Source organism: Mesorhizobium sp. M2C.T.Ca.TU.002.02.1.1 (assembly GCF_003997225.1).
The window spans coordinates 1-345 of sequence record NZ_RZTO01001581.1; the positions used below are offsets into that span (position 1 = coordinate 1).

The 345-nt window shown below is 58.3% G+C and carries 1 protein-coding gene; it reads right to left on the reverse strand.

Annotated features, from left to right (window positions below):
• Positions 1-345, reverse strand: a 345-nt coding sequence (locus EOD07_RS37400; RefSeq protein WP_164773005.1) for a caspase family protein, incomplete at both ends; no start/stop codon positions are given.

Genomic DNA, 345 nt, shown 5'->3' on the forward strand with positions numbered 1-345 from the left:
TGCGGACGCGGATCATCATGTCCGAAATGCTCAAGCCAGGAATTTCGACGTTTTTTAGAAGCGCAGTGGTGAACGGGCTGTTTTCGTCTGTCCCGTCGACGGTGACGTTCCCGGGCTGGGTGGCGAAGGCGACAAACGTGTTTTCGCCGACCTCGACCTGCGCCAGACCGTTGGAGATGTTGGCGCCGCTGCCCAGCGGATTGTTGCGGCAGGCATCAAGGAAGATGAAGGTCTGACGGCCGCGACTGGCGAATTTGGCGATCACATCATTCAGCTTGACGGCGTGCGCCGTCAGCTTGTCCAGGTTTTCCGGATCGGGCGTATCGATCGGTAGCAGGTAGTTTT